An 18026-nucleotide genomic window follows, 5' to 3' on the forward strand; every position below is an offset into this window, starting at 1 on the left:
CGCGGCGGTAAACGTTGAACTAACAAGAGAACCCTTAACAAACGCCATGAGCGACGACAATTCACACAGTAGCGACACGACAAACACCAAAAAGGGATTTTTCTCCCTCATTCTGAACCAGCTTTTCCACGGCGAACCTAAAAACCGTGACGAACTGCTGGAGCTGATTCGTGATTCCGGGCAAAACGACCTTATCGATGAAGATACGCGCGAAATGCTCGAAGGGGTAATGGACATCGCCGACCAGCGCGTTCGCGACATCATGATCCCCCGCTCGCAGATGATCACCCTGAAACGTAACCAGACTCTGGACGAGTGCCTCGATGTGATCATCGAATCCGCACACTCGCGTTTCCCGGTCATCAGCGAAGATAAAGATCACATTGAAGGGATTTTGATGGCGAAAGATCTGCTGCCGTTTATGCGCAGCGATGCCGAAGCCTTCAGCATGGAAAAAGTGTTACGCCAGGCCGTGGTTGTGCCGGAAAGTAAACGTGTGGATCGGATGCTGAAAGAGTTTCGCTCTCAGCGCTACCACATGGCGATTGTTATTGATGAATTTGGTGGCGTTTCCGGTCTCGTCACGATCGAAGATATCCTTGAGCTGATCGTGGGCGAAATCGAAGATGAGTATGACGAAGAAGAGGATATCGACTTCCGTCAGCTTAGCCGTCACACCTGGACCGTTCGCGCGCTGGCCTCGATTGAGGACTTTAACGACGCCTTTAGTACCCATTTCAGCGATGAAGAGGTCGATACTATTGGCGGGCTGGTGATGCAGGCCTTTGGCCACCTTCCGGCACGCGGCGAGACCGTTGACATCGACGGTTACCAGTTCAAAGTGGCAATGGCCGACAGCCGACGTATTATACAGGTTCATGTCAGAACGCCGGACGACTCACCGGTGCCAAAACTGGAAGATTAATGTAAATGGCATTTGCCCCATTACTTGAACGCCAGCGCGTACGTCTGCTGCTGGCGCTGTTACTCGGAGCCAGCGGAACGCTGGCTTTTTCTCCTTACGATATCTGGCCTGCAGCCATTCTCTCCCTGATGGGACTTCAGGGTTTAACCCTGAATCGTCGTCCCGTCCAGGCGGCAGCGATTGGCTACTTCTGGGGACTGGGGCTGTTTGGCTCCGGCATCAACTGGGTCTATGTCAGCATCGCTCAGTTTGGCGGTATGCCAGGACCCGTTAACGTCTTCCTCGTGGTACTGCTGGCCGCTTATCTCTCGCTCTATACCGGTCTGTTCGCGGGTATCCTTTCTCGCCTGTGGCCAAAAACCACCTGGCTGCGCGTTGCCATTGCTGCGCCGGTTGTCTGGCAAATTACCGAGTTCCTTCGCGGCTGGGTACTGACTGGCTTCCCGTGGCTGCAGTTCGGTTACAGTCAGATTGATGGCCCGCTAAAGGGGCTTGCTCCGGTAATGGGCGTTGAAGCGATTAACTTCCTGTTGATGGTGGTGAGCGGACTGCTGGTCCTGGCGCTTGTCACACATAACTGGAAGACGCTGGTCGTGGCGCTGGTGTTGGTTGCCCTGCCTTTCCCACTGCGTTATATCCAGTGGTACAGCCTGGTGCCAGAGCGCACTACACAGATTTCAATGGTGCAGGGGAATATCCCTCAGTCAATGAAATGGGACGAGAAAGAGCTGCTGAACACGCTGAAGATCTACGCTAACGCCACCGAGGCGGTCATGGGTAAATCGCAGCTGATCATCTGGCCAGAGTCGGCGATTCCGGATCTGGAAATTAACCAGCAGCCGTTCCTGAACATGATGAACGATCTACTGCTGGCTCGCGGCAGTACGCTGGTTACCGGGATTGTCGATGCGCGTCTGAATCAGCAGAACCGCTACGACACCTACAACACCATCATTACGCTGGGTAAAGACAGCGAATACAGCTACAACTCCACTGACCGGTATAACAAGAATCACCTGGTACCGTTTGGCGAATTTGTACCGCTGGAGTCCATTCTGCGCCCGTTAGCACCGTTCTTTGACCTGCCGATGTCCTCATTCAGCCGTGGCCCGTACGTTCAGCCCCAGCTGCATGCGCACGGTTTTGCCCTGACGGCGGCCATCTGCTACGAAATTATCCTCGGCGAGCAGGTGCGCGATAACTTCCGTCCGGACACTGACTTCCTGCTGACTATCTCCAACGATGCCTGGTTTGGTAAGTCGATTGGCCCGTGGCAGCATTTCCAGATGGCGCGGATGCGCTCCCTGGAGCTGGCGCGCCCGCTGCTGCGTAGCACCAACAATGGCATTACCGCCGTGATTGGCCCGCAGGGCGAAATCCAGGCCATGATCCCGCAGTTCACCCGTGAAGTGCTGACGACCAACGTCACGCCTGCGACGGGCCTGACGCCTTATGCCCGCACCGGCAACTGGCCGCTGTGGATCCTGACCGCGCTGTTCGGATTTGGCGCGGTGCTGATGAGCTTGCGTCAGCGTCGTCGATAATTTCCCCTCCCTTCCCCTCTCCCGTTGGGAGAGGGCATTTCTGGCACGTCTCTTGCTTTATTTCCCCACGTAAACGCAGTTTGGCTTAACGTGCAACTTCGTCGCACCAGCGTAGATCACCGGTAGCACCGAAACGGTGCAACGAGAGATATTTGCCTCTGATTGGTGCGGCGCGCTTCGCAAAAATAAACAATAACGCAGCAAAATCTTTACATTAAGCCAGACTAAATGTTAACAAGCTTGCATAACACTGCACTCGCATAGCGCGAGATATAACAACATCACAATGGGTATCAATGCGTCACTGGCGCTGATAAGAAAGGAGTTGGGTATGCAATTACGTAAACTGGCCACAGCAATGCTGGTTATGGGGATGTCGGCAAGCGTCGTTCACGCTGAAGATGCTCCGGCTGCCGGGAGCACTCTCGACAAGATTGCCAAAAACGGCGTGATCGTGGTCGGCCACCGTGAATCTTCTGTCCCGTTCTCTTACTACGACAACACGCAAAAAGTCGTGGGCTATTCACAGGATTACTCCAACGCTATCGTTGAAGCTGTGAAGAAAAAGCTGAACAAACCTGACCTGCAGGTGAAGCTGATTCCAATCACTTCACAAAACCGTATTCCACTGCTGCAAAACGGCACGTTCGATTTTGAGTGCGGTTCCACCACCAACAACCTTGAACGTCAGAAACAGGCTGCCTTCTCTGACACCATCTTCGTCGTGGGCACCCGCCTGCTGACCAAGAAAGGCGGCGAGATCAAAGACTTTGCGGACCTGAAAGGCAAAGCCGTCGTTGTTACCTCCGGTACCACTTCCGAAGTGTTGCTGCACAAGCTGAACGACGAGAAGAAAATGGATATGCGCATCATCAGCGCGAAAGATCATGGCGACTCTTTCCGTACCCTGGAAAGTGGCCGTGCTGTGGCGTTTATGATGGATGATGCCCTGCTGGCAGGCGAACGTGCAAAAGCGAAGAAACCAGACAACTGGGATATCGTCGGCACGGCGCAATCTAAAGAAGCGTACGGTTGTATGCTACGTAAAGACGATCCGCAGTTCAAGAAGCTGATCGATGACACCATCGCTCAGGTTCAGACCTCCGGTGAAGCGGAAAAATGGTTCGATAAATGGTTCAAGAACCCGATTCCACCCAAAAATCTTAACATGAACTTCGAACTGTCTGACGACATGAAAGCGCTGTTCAAATCACCAAACGACAAGGCTCTTAACTAATTAGAACAACAGGGGCGGGATCTCCTGCCCTCTCGATTGTCGGGAAGCATGGACAGACTATACGTTGAGTGGTCGTTCCCCACTCAGCGCGAAAAATGAGCTTCTCACCAATCTTCGAGGGTAGCGCTGCTACCCTTTTTTTTCTGGAGTTTATTATGTCAATAGACTGGAACTGGGGCATATTCCTGCAACAAGCCCCGTTCGGCAACACCACCTATCTTGGCTGGCTGTGGAGCGGTTTTCAGGTTACCGTCGCCTTATCGATCACGGCGTGGATTATCGCGTTTCTTGTCGGTTCACTGTTCGGTATTTTGCGCACCGTACCTAACCGTTTTCTCTCATCTCTCGGCACCCTGTATGTGGAACTGTTCCGTAACGTTCCGCTGATTGTGCAATTTTTCACCTGGTATCTGGTCGTCCCGGAACTGCTGCCGGAAAATATTGGCATGTGGTTTAAGTCGGAACTGGATCCGAACGTGCAGTTCTTTGTCTCTTCCATGCTCTGCCTGGGGCTCTTCACCGCCGCGCGCGTTTGCGAGCAGGTGCGTGCCGCCATTCAGTCACTGCCGCGCGGACAAAAAAATGCTGGCCTGGCGATGGGCCTGACGCTGCCACAAACTTACCGCTACGTACTGCTGCCTAACGCTTACCGCGTCATTGTTCCACCAATGACGTCTGAGATGATGAACCTGGTGAAAAACTCGGCCATCGCCTCGACCATCGGTCTGGTGGATATGGCCGCACAGGCGGGCAAGCTGCTGGATTATTCCGCCCACGCGTGGGAATCCTTCACGGCGATCACACTCGCCTATGTTCTGATTAACACTTTCATCATGCTGGTGATGAACCTGGTTGAACGCAAAATCCGCCTGCCGGGCAATCTGGGGGGCAAATAATGTACGAATTTGACTGGAGTTCTATCGTTCCATCCATGCCTTACCTGCTGGATGGCCTGCTGATCACCTTAAAAATCACCGTGATTGCTATTGTGGTGGGTATCGTCTGGGGCACCCTGCTGGCGGTCATGCGCCTGTCGGCCTTTAAACCGTTCGCCTGGTTTGCCACGGCCTACGTTAACGTTTTCCGCTCCATCCCCCTGGTGATGGTACTGCTGTGGTTTTACCTGATTGTTCCCGGCTTTCTGCAAAACGTGCTGGGGCTGTCGCCGAAAACCGATATCCGCCTGATCTCCGCGATGGTCGCGTTCTCAATGTTTGAGGCTGCTTACTATTCAGAGATTATCCGAGCGGGTATTCAGAGTATTTCCCGTGGGCAGTCCAGCGCCGCGCTGGCGCTGGGGATGACGCACTGGCAATCCATGCAGCTCATTATTCTGCCGCAGGCGTTTCGCGCCATGGTTCCCCTCCTGCTGACCCAGGGCATCGTACTGTTCCAGGATACCTCTCTGGTCTACGTATTGAGCCTGGCAGACTTCTTCCGTACCGCGTCTACCATCGGTGAACGTGACGGTACGCAGGTCGAAATGGTGCTCTTCGCGGGTGGCGTCTATTTTGTGATTAGTTTAAGCGCGTCGCTGTTGGTCAGCTGGCTGAAGAAAAGGACTGTATAATGATTTCCCTGAAAAATGTTTCTAAATGGTATGGGCACTTTCAGGTGCTGACCGACTGCTCAACCGAAGTGAAAAAAGGTGACGTGGTGGTGGTATGTGGGCCATCCGGCTCCGGTAAATCCACGCTGATCAAAACCGTTAACGGCCTGGAGCCGGTGCAGCAAGGTGAGATCCTCGTCAATGGCACCAAAGTCAATGACAGGAAAACCAACCTTGCTCAGCTGCGTTCCCACGTCGGCATGGTGTTCCAGCACTTTGAGCTGTTTCCGCACCTCTCCATTATCGAGAACCTGACGCTGGCGCAGGTAAAAGTGCTGAAACGCGATAAAAAGCTCGCGCGCGATAAAGGTCTGAAGCTGCTGGAACGCGTGGGGCTCTCAGCGCATGCTGATAAATTCCCGGCGCAGCTCTCTGGCGGTCAGCAGCAGCGTGTGGCTATTGCCCGGGCCCTGTGTATGGATCCGGTCGCCATGCTGTTTGATGAACCGACTTCCGCTCTCGATCCCGAGATGATCAACGAAGTGCTGGACGTAATGGTTGAGCTGGCGCACGAAGGGATGACGATGATGGTGGTGACCCACGAAATGGGCTTTGCCCGCAAAGTGGCGAACCGCGTGATCTTCATGGACGAAGGGAAGATTGTTGAAGACTCGCCGAAAGAAGAGTTCTTCGCCAATCCAAAATCCGAGCGAGCAAAAGACTTCCTCGCCAAAATCCTGCACTAATCTCCCCGGTGCGCAATCTGCGGATTGCGCACTGCTTCACGCTTTAGCTCTCTTCTTCTCGTCGGCGTCACATTGCAGCGTTAACCTTGTCACAAAATAATGCTACGTATGGAGCACGCTATGGCACAACCTATCCTTCTCGATTGCGACCCGGGTCATGATGACGCGATCGCCCTCGTCCTTGCACTTGCCTCCCCTGAACTGGACATCAAAGCCGTTACGTCCTCTGCCGGAAACCAGACCCCGGAGAAAACGCTGCGTAATGTCCTGCGTATGCTGACGTTGCTCAAACGCACCGATATACCGGTCGCCGGTGGTGCTGTCAAACCGCTCATGCGCGATCTGATCATTGCCGACAACGTGCACGGTGAAAGTGGGCTGGATGGCCCGGCACTGCCCGAACCGGGGTTTGAAGCGCAACCCTGCACCGCCGTAGAGTTGATGGCGAAAGTGCTGCGTGAAAGCGCGGAACCGGTCACGCTGGTGGCCACCGGCCCGCAAACCAACGTTGCGCTGCTGCTCAACAGCCATCCGGAATTGCACAGTAAAATCGCCCGAATCGTGATCATGGGCGGCGCAATGGGACTCGGGAACTGGACGCCAGCGGCGGAGTTCAACATTTTTGTCGATCCGGAAGCCGCAGAGATTGTCTTCCAGTCTGGCCTGCCGATTGTCATGGCCGGCCTGGACGTCACCCATCGCGCACAAATAATGGCGCACGACATTGCGCGCTTTCGTGCCATTGGCAACCCGGTGGCGACAACCGTCGCAGAATTGCTGGACTTCTTTATGGCGTATCACAAAGCCGAGAAATGGGGTTTTCACGGCGCGCCGCTGCACGATCCGTGCACCATTGCCTGGCTGCTCAAACCGGAGATGTTTACCACAGTAGAACGGTGGGTGGGCGTGGAAACCCAGGGGAAATACACTCAGGGTATGACGGTGGTGGACTACTATTCACTGACGGGCAATCAACCCAATACCACGCTGATGGTGGATATCGACCGGGAAGCGTTCGTGGATTTGCTGGCGGAAAGACTCAGCTATTACAGTCAGGCCCGGTAAGCGATGGCCACCGGGCATGGTAGACTGCTCTGTGGCCTGATGCCCTCCCTCTGACCTGAAGGCAGAGGGCGGCTTTTACTTAGGGCTCAAACGGCCGACGCTGGAACTGATCGTGTCCACACTTTGGACACAGCGGCAACACATCCGGCGTATAGACTGCAATGTGGTGATGGCATTTCTCGCACACCAGATTCCCCAGTCCGACCACTTCTCCGCTGTGATAGACCCCGTGGTGGTTGAGATCCTGAAAGACTTCACGCCACTCCAGCTGCGTTTTATCGGTGATATCCGCCAGCTCCTGCCACAGGCTTTCTTTAATTACCCGCATAAAAACGCTGTCGGTAACCTCGTTCTGACTCTCTTCGTAGCTTCGCGCAAACTCTTCCAGGTCGCGGCGTACGGCGCGCGTCACCTCTTCCACTTCGGTTCGCGTTAACTCACCCGTTTGCGTCACGCGGGCCCGCGCCTGTTCCACCAGCGCATCGATATCACGCTCGCCGTTACGCAGCCGTTCCGTCAGTGTTGTCACCAGTTCTCGGTAAAATTGAGCAACCTTGTTCATCATTTTGCCTCCCGGGTAAGTAACTGACTCTAATAATAGACCTTATTTCGCCACCGCTTTGCCAGGTGAACCACAGACCCGACAAATTCCTCACGCGCGCATTTGTGCGAAAGGCTGTTTTGGCGCGGGCGTTTGGGCTATGCTATGCGGATCTGAATTACCACATCCATTGGCTACATTTGTAGCTGTATTGAAAACAGGACCACTGGCTGCCATGCAAGAGCAATACCGCCCGGAAGAGATAGAATCAAAAGTCCAGCAACACTGGGACGAGAAGCGCACCTTTGAAGTAACCGAAGACGAGAGCAAAGAGAAGTATTACTGCCTGTCGATGCTTCCCTATCCTTCTGGTCGACTACACATGGGCCACGTGCGTAACTACACCATTGGTGATGTGATTGCCCGCTATCAGCGTATGCTCGGCAAAAACGTCCTGCAGCCAATCGGCTGGGATGCGTTTGGTCTGCCTGCAGAAGGCGCGGCGGTCAAAAACAACACGGCACCTGCCCCGTGGACGTACGACAACATCGCGTACATGAAAAACCAGCTCAAAATGCTGGGCTTTGGCTATGACTGGAGCCGCGAGCTGGCGACCTGCACCCCGGAATACTACCGCTGGGAGCAGAAATTCTTCACCGAGCTGTACAAAAAAGGCCTGGTGTACAAGAAGACCTCTGCCGTTAACTGGTGCCCGAACGACCAGACCGTACTGGCGAACGAGCAGGTTATCGACGGCTGCTGCTGGCGTTGTGATACCAAAGTTGAGCGTAAAGAGATCCCACAGTGGTTTATCAAAATCACCGCCTACGCTGACGAGCTGCTGAACGATCTGGATAATCTGGATCACTGGCCTGATACCGTCAAGACCATGCAGCGTAACTGGATCGGCCGTTCAGAAGGCGTGGAGATCACCTTCAACGTTGAGAACGACGATCGGACTCTGACCGTCTACACTACCCGTCCGGACACCTTCATGGGTGCGACCTATCTGGCCGTGGCCGCTGGTCACCCGCTGGCACAGAAAGCCGCGGAAAACAACCCGGAACTGGCGGCCTTCATCGACGAGTGCCGCAACACCAAAGTGGCCGAAGCCGACATGGCGACGATGGAGAAGAAAGGCGTTGATACCGGCTTTAAGGCTATCCATCCCCTGACGGGCGAAGCAATCCCTGTCTGGGCAGCCAACTTCGTGCTGATGGAGTACGGTACGGGTGCCGTCATGGCCGTTCCAGGCCACGATCAGCGTGACTACGAATTTGCCACCAAATATGGCCTGACCATCAAGCCTGTCATCCTCGCGGCTGACGGTTCTGAGCCAGACCTCTCCGCACAAGCCCTGACCGAAAAAGGCACGCTGTTCAACTCGGGTGAATTCAGCGGTCTGAGCTTTGAAGATGGCTTCAACGCGATTGCCGACAAGTTAGCGTCGCTGGGCGTCGGTGAGCGTAAAGTCAACTACCGCCTGCGCGACTGGGGTGTCTCTCGCCAGCGCTACTGGGGAGCACCTATCCCAATGGTGACGCTGGAAGATGGTACCGTGATGCCAACGCCAGAAGATCAACTCCCGGTGATCCTGCCGGAAGATGTGATCATGGACGGTATCACCAGCCCAATCAAAGCCGATCCTGAGTGGGCAAAAACGACCGTTAACGGCCAGCCAGCGCTGCGTGAAACTGACACCTTTGATACCTTTATGGAATCGTCATGGTACTACGCGCGTTACACCTGCCCGCAGTATCAGGAAGGCATGCTGGATTCCGATGCAGCAAACTACTGGCTGCCTGTGGACATCTACATCGGTGGTATTGAACACGCCATCATGCACCTGCTCTACTTCCGCTTCTTCCACAAGCTGATGCGCGACGCAGGCATGGTCAACTCTGACGAACCAGCAAAACAGCTGCTGTGTCAGGGCATGGTGCTGGCCGATGCCTTCTACTACGTCGGGGCGAACGGCGAGCGTAACTGGGTGTCTCCGGTTGACGCGATCGTTGAGCGCGACGAGAAAGGTCGTATCGTGAAGGCGAAAGACGCCGAAGGTCATGAACTGGTTTATACCGGCATGAGCAAGATGTCGAAGTCTAAAAACAACGGCATCGACCCTCAGGTGATGGTTGAGCGTTACGGCGCAGATACCGTGCGTCTGTTTATGATGTTTGCCTCTCCAGCTGACATGACCCTGGAATGGCAGGAATCGGGCGTTGAAGGGGCTAACCGCTTCCTGAAGCGTGTCTGGAAACTGGTTTACGAGCACACCTCTCAGGGTGATGCTCCGGCAGTGAACGTCGCGGCACTGACTGAAGATCAGCAGGCGCTGCGTCGTGATGTTCATAAAACGATTGCAAAAGTGACCGATGATATTGGTCGTCGTCAGACCTTCAATACCGCAATTGCGGCTATTATGGAACTGATGAACAAGCTGGCAAAAGCCCCGCAGGACGGCGAGCAGGATCGTGCCTTAATGCGTGAAGCGCTGCTGGCCGTCGTTCGCATGTTGAACCCGTTCACCCCGCACGTCAGCTTCACCCTCTGGCAGGAGCTGAAAGGCGAAGGCGATATCGACAACGCACCGTGGCCAGTGGCTGACGAATCCGCGATGGTGGAAAACACCACGCTGGTTGTGGTCCAGGTTAACGGCAAAGTTCGCGGTAAAATTACCGTGGCGGTCGATGCTACCGAAGAACAGGTTCGCGAACGCGCAGGCCAGGAACATCTGGTTGCGAAATATCTTGAGGGCGTTACCGTACGTAAAGTGATCTACGTACCGGGTAAATTGCTGAATCTGGTCGTTGGCTAAGCGCGGGAGGAAACGTGCGACAACTGGCAACAATACTCTTATCTCTGGCGGTGCTTGTCACCGCTGGTTGTGGCTGGCATCTGCGCAATACCACGGCAGTGCCTGCTGAAATGAAAACGATGATTTTCGACTCATCGGATCCGAATGGTCCACTCAGCCGGGCAATTCGAAACCAGCTGCGTCTTAACGATGTTGAGTTGATTGAGAAAGGGACGTTACGTCAGGATGTTCCATCCCTGCGCGTTCTGGGCTCAACCTTAGCCAAAGACACGGCGTCCATTTTCCAGGACGGCCGTACCGCAGAGTATCAGATGGTCCTGTCGGTTAATGCTGCCGTTCTGATCCCGGGTAAAGACATCTACCCAATCAGCACGAAAGTGTACCGTTCGTTCTTCGATAACCCGCAGACGGCTCTGGCAAAAGACGCCGAGCAGCAGATTATCATTAACGAAATGTACGATAAGGCCGCAGAGCAGCTGATCCGTAAGCTGCCGGGCGTTGCCGCATCAACGAAACAGGGTTCTGACATCATCGAAAAACCGGATGCCACCACGCCTCCTGTTTCTGCCTCCATGGGTAACTGATGATCAGGCTGTATCCTGAACAACTCCGCGCGCAGCTCAATGAAGGGCTGCGCGCGGCGTATCTGCTTCTCGGAAACGATCCGTTATTACTTCAGGAAAGCCTGGATGCCGTCCGACAGGCGGCGGCCGGTCAGGGCTTTGATGAACACCACACCGTCCAACTGGATAACAACACCGACTGGAATGCCCTCTTCTCGCTTTGCCAGGCGATGAGCCTCTTCGCATCGCGCCAGACCATCCAGATCCTGCTACCGGAGAATGGCCCTAACGCGGCCATCAATGAACAGCTGGCAACGCTGGTCAGTCTGCTGCACAGCGATCTGCTGTTTATTGTGCGCGGCAACAAGCTCACCAAAGCGCAGGAAAACGCGGCCTGGTTTACCCAGCTCGCGGCCAATGCGGTTATGGTGACCTGTCAGACGCCTGAACAATCCCATCTGCCAAAATGGGTCGCGACAAGAGCGAAGCAAAACAATCTTCAGCTGGACGACGCCGCAAACCAGCTTCTCTGCTACTGCTATGAAGGTAACCTGCTGGCACTGGCGCAGGCGCTGGACAGGCTCTCCCTGCTCTGGCCAGACGGTAAGCTGACACTGCCACGCGTGGAGCAGGCCGTTAACGATGCCGCGCACTTTACGCCCTTCCACTGGGTGGATGCGCTGCTGGCAGCGAAAAGCAAACGCGCCCTGCATATACTGCAACAGCTGCGCCTGGAAGGTAGCGAACCGGTTATTTTGCTGCGCACCCTTCAGCGTGAATTATTACTGCTGATTACGCTCAAGCGTCAGTCTGCACATACGCCATTACGTTCGCTGTTTGATAAACATCGGGTGTGGCAAAACCGTCGGGCGATGACCACCGAGGCCATCAACCGCCTGAGTCATGAACAGCTGCGTCAGGCCGTGCAGCTTCTGATGCGCGCTGAGCTTACGTTGAAACAAGATTATGGTCAGTCGGTCTGGGCGGAGCTGGAAAGTCTCTCTCTGCTGCTCTGCCATAAGGCGCTGGCAGACGTATTTATCGATGGATAGTATGCATTCTTTACAGGCCCTGTACGGTGGCACCTTCGACCCGGTCCATTACGGACATCTGAAGCCGGTTGAAATTCTGGCGAATCTGATCGGCCTTCAGCGCGTAATCATCATGCCCAATAATGTGCCGCCACACCGTCCACAACCTGAGGCGAGCAGCGAGCAGAGAAAAGAGATGCTCACTCTGGCTATCGCGGATAAACCGCTTTTTAGCCTTGATGAGCGAGAACTGCGCCGCAACACACCGTCCTGGACGTCGCAAACGCTGCAGGAGTGGCGAGCCGAGCAAGGGCCGGACACGCCGCTGGCCTTTATTATTGGTCAGGACTCCCTGCTCAATTTTCCCACCTGGCACCAGTATGAAACGATTCTGGAAAACAGCCACCTGCTTGTCTGTCGCCGTCCGGGCTATCCGCTGACCATGCGAGAAGAGCAGTACCAGCAGTGGCTTGAGGCGCATCTCACAGACAATATTGAAGACTTGCACAACCAGCCTGCCGGGAAGATTTATCTGGCAGAGACGCCGTGGTTCGATATTTCTGCGACCCTCATTCGCGAGCGTCTGCAGCAGGGATTAGCCTGTGACGATCTGCTGCCATCATCTGTGCTGGACTACATTCACGCGCATGGGTTGTATCAGAAAAGCGCAGACGCATAGCGGGGGCGCATGAAAAAGCGGCGTAATGATTATCCTGCCTTGACAGGTTAAGCCATACTGTTATCCTCCGCTGCCAGACTTTCCCGCCGATCATTGCTTTACAGAAATTGTTTTACAAAAATGGCGATGCAATCTCAGGCGGAGGGTGGGATGATACCCGCCTTCAAAAGCCCGGCCGGAGACATTTGTCCCGACACTGGCGTCAGTTCAGGTATACTGTCTGGCCACGAATTCATAGTTATACAATCTCATTCACCCCAGGGGGAAAACTTGCAGGGTAAAGCACTCCAGGATTTTGTTATCGACAAAATTGATGACCTGAAAGGTCAGGACATCATCGCTATCGACGTTAAGGGTAAATCCAGCATCACCGACTGCATGATTATCTGCACCGGTACTTCAACGCGTCATGTTGTTTCGATTGCCGACCACGTTGTTCAGGAATCGCGTGCAGCAGGCCTGTTACCGCTTGGCGTTGAAGGTGAAGCGACCGCTGACTGGGTGGTTGTCGATCTCGGCGATGTGATTGTCCATGTCATGCAGGAAGAGAGTCGTCGCCTGTATGAGCTGGAAAAACTCTGGGGTTAATGCGTGAAGTTGCAACTGGTCGCCGTCGGCACCAAAATGCCGGACTGGGTACAAACCGGTTTTACTGAATATCTGCGTCGTTTTCCAAAAGACATGCCGTTCGAACTGGTGGAAATTCCCGCCGGGAAACGCGGCAAGAACGCCGATATCAAACGTATTCTCGATAAAGAGGGAGAGCTGATGCTGGCTGCCGCAGGCAAAAACCGCATCGTCACCCTCGATATTCCAGGTAAACCCTGGGATACGCCGCAGCTGGCGCACGAACTGGAGCGCTGGAAGCAGGATGGTCGTGACGTCAGTCTGTTGATTGGCGGGCCTGAAGGGTTATCTCCTGCCTGCAAAGCGGCGGCAGAACAAAGTTGGTCTCTCTCCGCGCTGACGCTTCCCCACCCGCTCGTTCGGGTACTGGTGGCAGAAAGCCTGTATCGCGCGTGGAGCATTACTACCAACCACCCATATCACCGCGAGTAGTGACTGACCAGGGTAGATTAAGCAGCGGATGAAACTACAGAATTCTTTTCGCGACTATACGGCTGAGTCCGCGCTGTTTGTGCGCCGGGCGCTGGTCGCCTTTACGGGGATTTTGCTGCTTACCGGCGTGCTGATCGCCAACCTCTATAATCTGCAAATTGTCCGCTTTACCGATTATCAGACGCGTTCAAACGAAAACCGTATCAAGCTGGTGCCCATCGCGCCCAGCCGCGGCATTATCTACGACCGTAACGGCACTCCGCTGGCGTTAAACCGCACCATTTATCAAATCGAAATGATGCCGGAAAAAGTCGATAATGTGCAGGATACGCTTGAAGCGCTAAAAGGCGTTGTCGATCTGACCGACGATGATATCGCCGCGTTCAAAAAAGAGCGTGCCCGCTCCCACCGTTTCACCTCAATCCCGGTTAAAACGAACCTGACGGAAGTCCAGGTGGCCCGCTTTGCCGTGAACCAGTATCGTTTTCCCGGCGTGGAAGTGAAAGGTTACAAGCGTCGCTACTACCCTTACGGTTCCGCGCTGACGCATGTCATTGGTTACGTTTCCAAGATCAACGATAAAGACGTTGAACGCCTCGATAAAGACGGCAAACTGGCGAACTACGCGGCGACGCATGATATCGGTAAGCTGGGGATCGAACGCTACTACGAAGATGTCCTGCACGGGCAGACCGGCTATGAAGAGGTTGAAGTTAACAACCGTGGCCGCGTCATTCGCCAGCTCAAAGAAGTGCCACCGCAGGCGGGGCATGACGTCTACCTGACGCTCGACCTCAAGCTGCAGCAGTATATTGAAACCTTACTGGCGGGCAGCCGTGCTGCCGTTGTCGTCACCGATCCGCGTTCCGGCGGCATTCTGGCGATGGTGTCCATGCCAAGCTACGACCCGAACCTCTTTGTCGATGGTATCTCCAGCAAAGACTATTCCGGTCTGCTCAATGACCCGAATACACCGCTGGTGAACCGCGCCACACAAGGGGTTTACCCGCCAGCGTCAACGGTAAAACCGTACGTGGCGGTCTCTGCGCTGAGCGCGGGCGTCATCAACCGCAATACCAGTCTGTTTGATCCGGGCTGGTGGCAATTACCAGGCTCTGAAAAACGCTATCGCGACTGGAAAAAATGGGGTCATGGTCACCTCAACGTCACCAAATCGCTGGAAGAGTCTGCGGATACCTTCTTCTACCAGGTTGCGTATGACATGGGCATTGACCGCCTGTCAGAGTGGATGAGCAAATTCGGTTACGGACATTACACCGGCGTTGACCTTTCAGAAGAACGTTCCGGTAACATGCCAACCCGTGAGTGGAAGCTGAAGCGCTTTAAGAAGCCGTGGTATCAGGGTGATACCATTCCGGTGGGTATCGGTCAGGGCTACTGGACGGCGACCCCGATTCAGATGAACAAAGCGATGATGATCCTCATCAACGATGGCGTAGTGAAAGTTCCGCACCTGCTGCAAAGTACGGTTGAAGACGGCAAAAAAGTGCCGTGGATCCAGCCGCATGAAGCCCCGGTGGGTGACATTCATTCCGGTTACTGGGAAATTGCCAAAGACGGTATGTACGGCGTGGCGAACCGCCCGAACGGGACCGCACATAAGTATTTCGCCGGCACACCGTATAAAGTGGCCGCCAAATCCGGTACTGCCCAGGTCTTCGGTCTGAAAGCCAATGAAACCTATAACGCGCACCGCATTGCTGAACGTCTGCGTGACCATAAGCTGATGACGGCCTTTGCCCCTTATGATAACCCGCAGGTTGCGGTGGCGATGATTCTGGAAAACGGCGGCGCAGGTCCGGCCGTAGGGACCATCATGCGCCAGATCCTCGACCACATTATGCTGGGTGATAACAACACCGAACTGCCGGCTGAAAACCCGGCCGCCGCTGCGGCGGAGGACCAATAATCATGACGGATAATCCAAATAAAAAATCGCTGTGGGATAAAATCCACATCGACCCAGCCATGCTGCTGATCCTGCTGGCTCTGCTGGTTTACAGCGCCCTGGTTATCTGGAGCGCCAGCGGCCAGGACATCGGCATGATGGAGCGCAAAATCGGCCAGATCGCGATGGGTCTGGTCATTATGGTGGTCATGGCGCAGATCCCGCCGCGGGTCTATGAAGGCTGGGCGCCGTATCTGTACATATTCTGTATTGTGCTGCTGGTTGCGGTAGATGCCTTTGGGGCCATCTCTAAAGGCGCGCAGCGCTGGCTGGATCTGGGCGTTGTCCGCTTCCAGCCCTCTGAAATAGCCAAAATAGCGGTTCCCTTGATGGTGGCGCGTTTTATTAACCGTGACGTCTGCCCGCCTTCGCTGAAAAATACCGCCATTGCGCTGGTGCTGATTTTCCTGCCGACGCTACTGGTTGCGGCGCAGCCTGACCTCGGCACTTCGATTCTTATCGCCCTCTCCGGCCTGTTTGTCCTGTTCCTGTCGGGTTTAAGCTGGCGTCTGATTGGCATTGCAGTCGTGCTGGTGGCAGCGTTCATCCCGATTCTCTGGTTCTTCCTGATGCATGATTACCAGCGACAACGCGTCATGATGCTGCTCGATCCGGAAACCGATCCGCTGGGTGCGGGCTATCATATTATTCAGTCCAAGATTGCGATCGGTTCCGGCGGCCTGCGCGGTAAAGGCTGGCTGCACGGCACCCAGTCCCAGCTGGAGTTCTTACCGGAACGCCACACCGACTTTATCTTTGCGGTTCTGGCGGAAGAGCTGGGCCTGGTTGGCATCCTGATTCTGCTGGCGCTGTATGTGCTGTTGATCATGCGAGGGCTGTGGATCGCCGCACGTGCGCAAACCACCTTTGGCCGCGTGATGGCAGGCGGGTTGATGCTGATTTTATTCGTTTATGTCTTCGTAAATATTGGTATGGTGAGTGGTATTCTGCCGGTTGTTGGCGTCCCGCTCCCGCTGGTGAGCTACGGAGGCTCGGCACTGATCGTGTTGATGGCCGGGTTTGGTATCGTGATGTCGATCCATACCCACAGAAAAATGTTGTCAAAAAGCGTATAAAAATAAGGGGATCGGAATGCGTAAGCAGTGGCTGGGGATCTGCATTGCGGCAAGTTTACTTGCGGCCTGCACAAGTGATGATGGTCAGCAACAGGCAACCGTCGCGCCGCCGCAGCCTGCGGTTTGTAATGGCCCGATCGTTGAAATCAGCGGTGCCGATCCCGTTTATGAACCGCTCAATGCCAGCGCGAATCAGGATTACGAGCGCGACGGCAAAAGCTACAAAATTGTTCAGGATCCCTCCCGCTTTAGCCAGGCTGGCTTTGCCGCCATTTATGATGCCGAGCCAGGCAGCAACCTGACGGCGACCGGCGAAGCGTTCGATCCGATGCAACTGACGGCGGCTCACCCGACCCTGCCTGTCCCGAGCTACGCCCGTATCACCAACCTGGCGAATGGTCGTATGATCGTGGTACGCATTAACGATCGTGGTCCCTACGGTAACGACCGGGTGATCTCCCTGTCACGCGCGGCTGCAGACCGCCTGAACACCTCGAACAATACCAAAGTCCGTATTGACCCGATTATCGTGGCGCAGGATGGCTCCCTCTCCGGGCCAGGTACCGCGTGTACGACGGTGGCGAAACAGACTTACGCCCTTCCTGACCGCCCGAACCTGGACGGCGGCATGGGAAGCGTCTCTTCTCCGGCAGAGTCTTCTCAGCCAGCAGGAGAAGTGCGCCCAATCAGCAATGATACGCTGCAGAGCGAAGACACGACGGGTGCGCCGGTAAAGAGTAGCGGCTTCCTTGGCGCGCCGACTACGTTAGCCACCGGCGTGCTGGAAGGCAGCGAACCAACGCCAGCACCGGCTCCTGTTGCCGCTCCTGCCACACAACCTGCGCCCGTAACGGCTCCGGCGACGGCGCAAAGCACACCGGTTGCGGCTCCAGCGGCGGCCAGTGGCGGCTTTGTGGTTCAGGTTGGGGCGGTAAGCGATCAGGCCCGTGCGCAGCAGTATCAACAGCGTCTGAGCCAGCAGTTTGGTGTTCCGGGACGCGTTGCGCAAAACGGCGCAGTATGGCGTATTCAGATGGGGCCGTTTGCCAGCAAATCGCAGGCAGCGTCTCTGCAGCAGCGCCTGCAAAATGAAGCCCAACTACAATCATTTATCGCTGTAGCGAAATAATGAACTGGCGGCATCCAAAGTGTCAATTTGTGTAAAACACATTCACAAACTCATGCTTAAAGTCGGATGCCTGCCTGAATAGCATTTGCTATAGT

Annotated in this window: 17 protein-coding genes; 16 read left to right on the forward strand and 1 reads right to left on the reverse strand. The window is 55.0% G+C overall.

Annotated elements, in window-relative coordinates; genetic code table 11:
* The first annotated feature begins 46 nt into the window (after positions 1–46).
* The 7 genes from corC to rihA all read left to right on the forward strand — a co-directional run bounded on the left by corC (position 47) and on the right by rihA (position 7066).
* On the forward strand, positions 47–925 hold the full coding sequence (corC, locus tag L466_RS05170; protein ID WP_014169132.1) for a CNNM family magnesium/cobalt transport protein CorC: 879 nt from the start codon (positions 47–49) through the stop codon (positions 923–925).
* Between the two features lie 5 nt (positions 926–930).
* Positions 931–2469 (forward strand): apolipoprotein N-acyltransferase, encoded by a 1539-nt coding sequence (gene lnt, locus L466_RS05165; RefSeq protein WP_032681424.1) that lies wholly within the window; start codon positions 931–933, stop codon positions 2467–2469.
* Between the two features lie 331 nt (positions 2470–2800).
* Entirely contained in the window at positions 2801–3706 is a 906-nt protein-coding gene (locus L466_RS05160) for an amino acid ABC transporter substrate-binding protein (protein ID WP_020884991.1), read from the forward strand.
* 155 nt (positions 3707–3861) lie between these two features.
* Entirely contained in the window at positions 3862–4602 is a 741-nt protein-coding gene (locus L466_RS05155; protein ID WP_020884992.1) for an amino acid ABC transporter permease, read from the forward strand.
* Positions 4602–5276: a glutamate/aspartate ABC transporter permease GltK gene (gene gltK / locus L466_RS05150; RefSeq protein ID WP_014169128.1), complete on the forward strand. Its 675-nt coding sequence runs from the start codon at positions 4602–4604 to the stop codon at positions 5274–5276. The genes L466_RS05155 and gltK overlap by 1 nt, the downstream gene beginning before the upstream one ends.
* Positions 5276–6001 carry an amino acid ABC transporter ATP-binding protein gene (locus L466_RS05145; protein ID WP_014169127.1) on the forward strand — a complete coding sequence of 242 codons (726 nt, stop codon included), beginning with the start codon at positions 5276–5278 and terminating at the stop codon, positions 5999–6001. The genes gltK and L466_RS05145 overlap by 1 nt, the downstream gene beginning before the upstream one ends.
* 120 nt (positions 6002–6121) lie before the next feature.
* Positions 6122–7066 carry a pyrimidine-specific ribonucleoside hydrolase RihA gene (gene rihA / locus L466_RS05140; RefSeq protein WP_032681425.1) on the forward strand — a complete coding sequence of 315 codons (945 nt, stop codon included), beginning with the start codon at positions 6122–6124 and terminating at the stop codon, positions 7064–7066.
* 79 nt (positions 7067–7145) lie between these two features.
* Here rihA and L466_RS05135 read toward each other — a convergent pair whose 3' ends face one another.
* Positions 7146–7628 carry a zinc ribbon-containing protein gene (locus L466_RS05135; protein WP_025204671.1) on the reverse strand — a complete coding sequence of 161 codons (483 nt, stop codon included), beginning with the start codon at positions 7626–7628 and terminating at the stop codon, positions 7146–7148.
* A 214-nt stretch (positions 7629–7842) separates the two neighbouring features.
* Between L466_RS05135 and leuS the strand changes: the two genes are divergently transcribed.
* The 9 genes from leuS to rlpA all read left to right on the forward strand — a co-directional run bounded on the left by leuS (position 7843) and on the right by rlpA (position 17931).
* Complete coding sequence (leuS, locus tag L466_RS05130) at positions 7843–10425, forward strand: leucine--tRNA ligase (protein ID WP_020884994.1); 2583 nt, start codon at positions 7843–7845, stop codon at positions 10423–10425.
* A 14-nt stretch (positions 10426–10439) separates the two neighbouring features.
* Entirely contained in the window at positions 10440–11009 is a 570-nt protein-coding gene (gene lptE, locus L466_RS05125; RefSeq protein ID WP_020884995.1) for an LPS assembly lipoprotein LptE, read from the forward strand.
* Positions 11009–12040, forward strand: coding sequence for a DNA polymerase III subunit delta (holA, locus tag L466_RS05120; RefSeq protein WP_032677681.1), 1032 nt, complete (start codon positions 11009–11011; stop codon positions 12038–12040). The genes lptE and holA overlap by 1 nt, the downstream gene beginning before the upstream one ends.
* Entirely contained in the window at positions 12033–12698 is a 666-nt protein-coding gene (gene nadD, locus L466_RS05115; protein WP_032681426.1) for a nicotinate-nucleotide adenylyltransferase, read from the forward strand. The genes holA and nadD overlap by 8 nt, the downstream gene beginning before the upstream one ends.
* Positions 12699–12968: 270 nt before the next feature.
* Positions 12969–13286: a ribosome silencing factor gene (gene rsfS / locus L466_RS0122640; protein WP_003858696.1), complete on the forward strand. Its 318-nt coding sequence runs from the start codon at positions 12969–12971 to the stop codon at positions 13284–13286.
* A gap of 3 nt (positions 13287–13289) precedes the next feature.
* Positions 13290–13757, forward strand: a complete 468-nt coding sequence (rlmH, locus tag L466_RS05110) for a 23S rRNA (pseudouridine(1915)-N(3))-methyltransferase RlmH (RefSeq protein ID WP_003858701.1) — start codon at positions 13290–13292, stop codon at positions 13755–13757.
* Positions 13758–13785: 28 nt separating this feature from the next.
* On the forward strand, positions 13786–15687 hold the full coding sequence (gene mrdA / locus L466_RS05105; protein ID WP_014169119.1) for a peptidoglycan DD-transpeptidase MrdA: 1902 nt from the start codon (positions 13786–13788) through the stop codon (positions 15685–15687).
* A 2-nt stretch (positions 15688–15689) separates the two neighbouring features.
* On the forward strand, positions 15690–16802 hold the full coding sequence (gene mrdB, locus L466_RS05100; RefSeq protein WP_014169118.1) for a peptidoglycan glycosyltransferase MrdB: 1113 nt from the start codon (positions 15690–15692) through the stop codon (positions 16800–16802).
* A gap of 16 nt (positions 16803–16818) precedes the next feature.
* A complete protein-coding gene (rlpA, locus tag L466_RS05095) occupies positions 16819–17931 on the forward strand; it encodes an endolytic peptidoglycan transglycosylase RlpA (protein ID WP_032681427.1) in 1113 nt (370 codons plus the stop codon).
* Positions 17932–18026: the final 95 nt, after the last annotated feature.

The organism is Enterobacter sp. BIDMC 30 (genome assembly GCF_000534355.1).
In the GTDB taxonomy this organism is placed as follows: Bacteria; Pseudomonadota; Gammaproteobacteria; order Enterobacterales; family Enterobacteriaceae; genus Enterobacter; species Enterobacter ludwigii.